Consider the following 6,351-nt stretch of genomic DNA (forward strand, 5'->3'; position numbering starts at 1 on the left):
CGTTTGCCCTACCACATCACGGCCACCAGCCGCAACCTGTTCTACCGCCACGGCCGCACCTTCCCCAGCGCCGGCCTCGACCAGACCCAGATCGGCGAGGCCATCGAGGCCGTGGGCCTGGTGGCCGAGCTGCGCACCTACCGCCAGGGCCACGAGTGGGGCCTGCTGCCGCCCGGCGACTCGGCCTCCGCCCGCATGCAGCAGCAGCTGCGCGGGGCCAAGGGCTTCCTCTACGCCTACCTGCGCCTGGGCCTGCCCGTGCTGCTGTTCCTGCTGCTCGACGAAAACCCCGACCTGGGCCACCTGGTCACTATCACCGGCTACCGCCTGGCCCCCGCCACGGCCCTGCCCACGCCTGACATCTCGCTGGCCTCCGACGCGCTCGACCGCCTCTACGCCCACGACGACCAGATGGGCCCGTTCGCCCGCTACGGCTTCACCGAGCAGGGCCGCCTGCGCACGCCCTGGCCCGCCGAGGCCGACTGGCAAACGGCTGAGGGGCGCTGGCAGCAGCACCGCGAAGCCTCGCTCTTCAGCCTCTTCGTGCCCCTGGCCGCCGACATCCGCATCACCTACGAGCAGGTCTACCGGCAGGTGGGTTTGTTCGAGCAGATCTTCACCGACACCATCCGGGAGCGGGCCGACATCGTGTGGGATATTTATTTGGACTACAGCAATAAGTACAAGGAAGAATTACGTTACTTACGAGCGGTTAGCGGTGAGCCGTTGCGCCGCATCCTGGTTACCTCGCTGCCCAAATACATCTGGGTGGCCCGGGCCACGCTTCAGCAAATGCCCATCCTGGAGCTGGTCTTCGACGCCACCGACCTGCACACCGGTTTCTATTGCCTGCTGGTCAACGTGTTCGATCCGTTGCGCGCGTCGATGACCGACTGGCTCGGGCAGCCGGCCTTTCGCCGCAAGCTGCTCAAGGCCCCCAAGTTCGATAAACGGTTTTTGTCACTACTGCTAGAAAATTTGGAGATATCGTTTTAGATAAAAGAGTATTTACAGCGGTTTCGTGAACGGTGCGTCCACTTAGGATATGTGCCTTCAAGACGACTAACCTCAGCAACGACGAGACGCAAGATATTGCGTCTCTACATTCTACCCGGGTGGACGCATCATTCACGAAACCGCTATAAATCTGTGTTTTTAAATATTTAAGATTGAAAATTTGGTATAACTTCATCGTTTTCAAAATATTCAACAAGAATGTGGCAACACACCTCACTCAGCTATCAGGAAAATAAAACGCTTTCCTAAACACAAATGTGATGGCCTTCTTTCAGAGTCAGAATTAAACGGGAAGAATAATCTCTATTTTAGATTACCTGGGGCACAGATTCTTACCGCATACTAACACTTAAGCAACTTGAATATGTAGGCTTTCTCAAGATGTGTATTATTAAAAAGCAACTACTTAACTGAATATATCCAATGTCTACCTCTCTTGACATATCTACGCAGCTTCCTATCGTTTCCAGACCGGTTGGCATTGCTGTAGGAGACGTATCTGTGACGCTTGCTAACAATATATATGAGATAAAATGTACTGTTACAGCCACTGGTCTCAAGGACGTGGCGGCTGCACTCACGCTTATGCATGCGGAAGATGAACCATTACCCTATGGGGTTGGAGTGCAAACGCTGCCTATAACCTTACCGGAGTACAGTGCCAATTTCATACTAGAACTGCCGGATACTATAGTGCCCAATGTTTTAACCAATCCCAAACCCAAATTTTATATGTTGCTGACAAGTGGTATCCACTTGACGGTCTCGTTGGAGTTTGATTTTGCTACTCCACCATTACCAACCGATTTTCCACGTACTGTGGCAGATGTCGGCGCAATATTTATTACACAGGGAAAGCTTGCTATTAATCGTAAGCAGATGGTCTATCCGAAGAGCAGCAGCAAGAAGGGTCAGCTTCGGTTTAAGCCGAACGGTCAGCCACTACTTGAGGGAAACGAGCCAGGTTTTCTATATGAAGGCCACATGGGTCGTCGTGCTGCTGGCCAAAAAAAAGCTGGCAGGAGCCTCAAACTCAATGCATACCCCCGCTGGGACGACCTAATCGTTAATGGTGTTGCAACAGCAGCTGAGCGGGTTGTTGCATCCATCATGGCGGATAACGAAGGAGCTTTCGATTCCATTAACGCATGGGACGACCAAATTCTCTCTATTGGGATAATGCAGAAAACATTTCGTCGCAACCCTACTGGTATAATAGGCGGAGGTGGAGAATTGATACAACAGATTACCGAGTTCAAACGTGACCACCGTGCCTTGTTTGACCGCTTCTTGGGCCAGTACGGATGGGACGTAACGACACGACGGGCTGTCTATACTGAACCCGGTACCAATATCATATACACGGAAGAAGAATTGTTTGAGAAGGTCCGAGAAGGTATTACAGACGAGAACATCAAGCACAAAACTAAAAAGCGTAGTACGCTGCTAGCCCCTTTCGTATTACTTGGACAAAACGAGATATTCCAGGACAAGCAGGTTCAGGACTTTATTGCCCGGCTACATCAAGCGCTGGCCGTTCGCCCAGCACTTAACACTTCCAAGCTTAACGCGCCTACATATTCCTTTACAGCGGCTGACTGCTTTCAATCCAGCTTGGGTCAAACGATAGTGCTTGACCATTCTGTCAACCGCCCAAATTGCGTAGGCCCACACATAGGTGTGGCACTACGGCAATTGTTCAACGAGTTATCTCTGCCGCTAGCTAAGCAAGACCCGCGCCAGTGGACGGCCGCAGACCGACTGAGATATGAGCCCCGATTAATTGAGATATATGGTCCACTACGCGATACTAGACAAGGGATTTGGCCACCTATGTATTCTAAGGGAGGTAGTCGTTACACAGCTATTCTGGCTGCATTTAGGGCCCGCGGATTGCTCTGAACCGGTTAGTCTAACGGGCGCGTCGCCGTCGGACTGACGGCCGACGCTTATCCAGCACCTCGCGTACTTCAGCGGCAGTTTCCAAGTCGTCAAGGTATGGGCGGTTAGGGAATTCTCGGTAGCGTGGACGCTGGCCGTCAACCACCGGCAGGTAGCCATACAGGCGCGTATGGTAATGCGAAAAGTGCCCATACCGGGAGATATCGTCTTCCGTAACTGGCTCCCGGGAACTAGAGTTAACCAGCACCAACAGTTCTTTGCGGCCGTCCTGGTCGGCGTCGGCAAAGAAAATAGCCTGAAGGCTTGGCTGGTCACTGATGGGTAACTGTACTTCCCACCGCTTGACAGCATAAGTATTTGGCTGGTAGGGATCAAGTATATACACGTACAGCCGATAGGCTTCCTGCGGATCGTATGCAGACAAAAACAACTGCTTGCCAAAGGTACTGGGACGCCAAGCGTATTGAACGATACCGGATGGATCATCTGCCGGGCACGAGACCGGTAGCACCCGCCGTACAAACGCCTCGACCGTTTCGGCCGGTTGCCGACATGCCACTCCTTGGCGGAGTGTGCGGGCCTCAATTGAGTCAGGCGGAAGGCTCGCCATAGTGCTCAGTGGCAATAGCAGCAATAGTAACCAGATGAACTTTTTCATACTTCCAAATTTAGCATATTTACCCAAGGGCTGCCATCTGGCAACTCAATGCGACGGTATGAACAGAGCGGTGATGGTGGCCAGAACCATGCGCTACTCATCGCTTTTTCTGGCAACTGCTGTACTCAAATATGTCGCTTGTCCTTTATTTCGTACGCTCTAACAAGTAGCCACATGCAGCAGGGACTATCTACGCGGCTGGTGACAGCACTGGGCCAGGCATTCGGCGATGTAGCCGATTTTTTTGGGGATGCCAACAGCTTCCAAAGCCTAGTCGCCTATTTGGGTTGGCCCGAAGCAGTGTTGCCAGCCAGCTATCAGAACTTAGTTCAAAAGGCCTTACTATTGCGCGATGCTACTTTAGTACTGGCCGACGACCCCAGCTATGCCGACCTGAGGGAACTAGTCGAAAAGCTCGTAAACTTTATCGACGACCTGGAAGCCATCAACGATGTGCCAGGTAATGTCACCGACCCAAATTTTCTGACTGCATTCAAGGAGCAGTTCATAGGGCTACTGGTAGAGGCAGGGATCAGGCGCAACTTCCCAGCAGCTTACTACTTGTTTTCGGCTATTGGAATTGTTACAGCCACGGACGATTTCCCCACTATAGGTACAGAGGTATACCATCGTAAAAGTTTTAACCTAGCCAACTTTAAGGCCTTACTCAACCAACCGGCTCAGTACTTGAGCAAATACCTGAGTTGGGGAGCGGGTTTCTCACTAGACAGTGACTTACAAAACGATATTCTTCGGTTTGTAGAGGCCCTTGGTGGGCAGCCCGTGTTGCTGACGACGGATTTGACCTCACCGGTCGTATATGAAGGAACTAGTGACCCTGCGGGCCGCGGGGTGCTGTACTTGCCCTTTACTAAGACGGTGGGAAATAAATTAAGCCGGCTATTTTCCGTGTCGCTAGTGCCTCAGTTAACGGCTAACTCCGTGCCGGAAGAAGATTATCCGGAAGAGCTGACGGATGATAGCACTATGACTCAGGATGACCCAGACTCAGAAGCTATTTACTTCTCGTCCTACGCCCCCCCCTACGACGAGTTACTTCTCAACTTTATATCAGGTTCCAAACCACCGCAGCCCATCAGCCTGAGCGACCATCTGACCCTAATGTTTGCGGACTTGAGTAATGCGCTTACTCTCCGACTGGGGACAGATGGGATCAGCTTTGCGGATGGAGCCAGCAATCCAATTGTCAGCCTGAGTCTCGACCCAGCTGTAGTGCTGGCATACACACCAACAGAACCCCTGCTTTTTGTCGGGGAGAAAGGCCGGACACGTTTGCAAGCCGATAGCGTGCAGCTAGCACTGGCATTAAGTGTGGACCGTGGAGCAAAGCTGGAGCTAGAACTGGTTAACAGCCAATTGATAATTGATGGGAGCGAAGGCGACTCATTTATGGGTCGTATACTACCTAAGAGCAACATCTTAGTACCGCTGAGTATTTCTCTTTCATCTAAAGAAGGGCTGAGAGTTAATGGCAATAACTCCTTTCTTATAAAAATTCCAAAAAATGTTAAAATAGGCTCTATTCAGTTTGAGCGGTTAACGATCGGTATTGCATCAACTTCCCGATATGATCTGATTATCAATGCGGGTGTCGATATAATTGCCGGGTTGGGCCCGGTAACTGTCACAGTCGGCAATACGGGCGCGTTTTTTTCAATTGCTGATTTGTCAAATCCGAAGGAGTTAGCTTTCGGATTCAAATTTCCTCAAGGTATCGATATCAACATTGAGTCTGATGCCGTATCAGGCGGGGGTTATTTGTATTTCGATGCGGCTGCTAAGCAATACGCGGGCGTGGCGAACCTCACGCTCCACAAGAAAATCAACCTCAACGCCCTGGGGTTGCTGCAAACCGAGCTGCCCGAGGGCCGCGACGGCTACTCGCTGCTGCTGCTCATCACGGCCACCGGCTTCAAGCCCCTCCAACTCGGGCTGGGCTTCACGCTCAACGGCATCGGCGGCCTGGTCGGCGTCAACCGCGCCGCCAACACCGACTACCTGCGCGGGCTGCTCTCCGGCGGGCAGCTGGACCAGCTGCTGTTCCCGGCCAACGTGCTCGATAACCCGGCCGCCGCCCTGGCCGTGACCGACGCCAGCTTCCCGGCCACCGAGGGCCGCTACGTGTTCGGCCTGCTGGCCAAAATCGGCTGGGGGGCACCCAAAACGCTGCTCACGCTCGATGTGGGCCTGATCATCGAGCTGCCCGCCCCCGTGCGCCTGGTGCTGCTGGGCGTGCTGCAAGCCACGCTGCCGAGCTTCGACAAGCCCATCCTGCGCCTGCGGGCCGACTTTGTGGGCAGCGTCGATTTCGGGGCCGGCAGCGTCGAGTTCGACGCCACGCTGCGCGATTCGAGTATCCTCGACCGCTTCCCGCTCAGCGGCGACGGGGCCTTCCGCCTCTACCAGGGCCAGAATCCCGTGTTCCTGCTCACTGCCGGCGGCTTCCACCCCGCCTTCCAGCCCCCGGCCAACGCCAACCTACCCCAACTGCAGCGCCTGCGCCTGGCCCTGGCCGACAGCCGCGACTTCCGGCTGGTGCTGCAAACCTACCTGGCCATCACCTCCAACACGGTGCAGGTCGGCGCCCGCCTCGACCTGTTCGTGGACCTGCCGCTGGGCTTCTCGCTGGAGGGCCACCTGTTCTTCGACACGCTCTTCCAGTTCAACCCCTTCCGCCTCGACGTGCAGATCGGGGCCGGCGTGGCCATCAAGCGCAACGGCCAGAACAAGCTCACCCTGCAGCTCTACCTGCA

At 54.2% G+C, this 6,351-nt stretch carries 4 protein-coding genes; 3 read left to right on the forward strand and 1 reads right to left on the reverse strand.

Going from position 1 to position 6,351, the window contains the following annotated elements:
- Nucleotides 1–3: 3 nt before the first annotated feature.
- Together D0T11_RS17945 and D0T11_RS17950 are read left to right on the forward strand one after the other, a co-directional pair.
- A complete protein-coding gene (locus D0T11_RS17945; RefSeq protein WP_119657186.1) occupies nt 4–996 on the forward strand; it encodes a hypothetical protein in 993 nt (330 codons plus the stop codon).
- Nucleotides 997–1,440: 444 nt separating this feature from the next.
- Nucleotides 1,441–2,919: a hypothetical protein gene (locus D0T11_RS17950; protein WP_147374714.1), complete on the forward strand. Its 1,479-nt coding sequence runs from the start codon at nt 1,441–1,443 to the stop codon at nt 2,917–2,919.
- 10 nt (nt 2,920–2,929) lie between these two features.
- Here the strand turns inward: D0T11_RS17950 and D0T11_RS17955 are convergent, their stop codons facing one another.
- Nucleotides 2,930–3,577 carry a hypothetical protein gene (locus D0T11_RS17955; RefSeq protein WP_119657188.1) on the reverse strand — a complete coding sequence of 216 codons (648 nt, stop codon included), beginning with the start codon at nt 3,575–3,577 and terminating at the stop codon, nt 2,930–2,932.
- A 1,410-nt stretch (nt 3,578–4,987) separates the two neighbouring features.
- Between D0T11_RS17955 and D0T11_RS17960 the strand changes: the two genes are divergently transcribed.
- A partial coding sequence (locus D0T11_RS17960; RefSeq protein WP_317127277.1) for a DUF6603 domain-containing protein occupies nt 4,988–6,351 on the forward strand: 1,364 nt, incomplete at its 3' end.

Source organism: Hymenobacter rubripertinctus (assembly GCF_003583925.1).
GTDB lineage: Bacteria > Bacteroidota > Bacteroidia > Cytophagales > Hymenobacteraceae > Hymenobacter > Hymenobacter rubripertinctus.

Bases quoted from the DNA above. Each gene is read 5' to 3' on its own strand.
- D0T11_RS17955 (WP_119657188.1), bottom strand. From the start codon at position 3,577: ATGAAAAAGTTCATCTGGTTACTATTGCTGCTATTGCCACTGAGCACT.
- D0T11_RS17950 (WP_147374714.1), top strand. From the start codon at position 1,441: ATGTCTACCTCTCTTGACATATCTACGCAGCTTCCTATCGTTTCCAGA.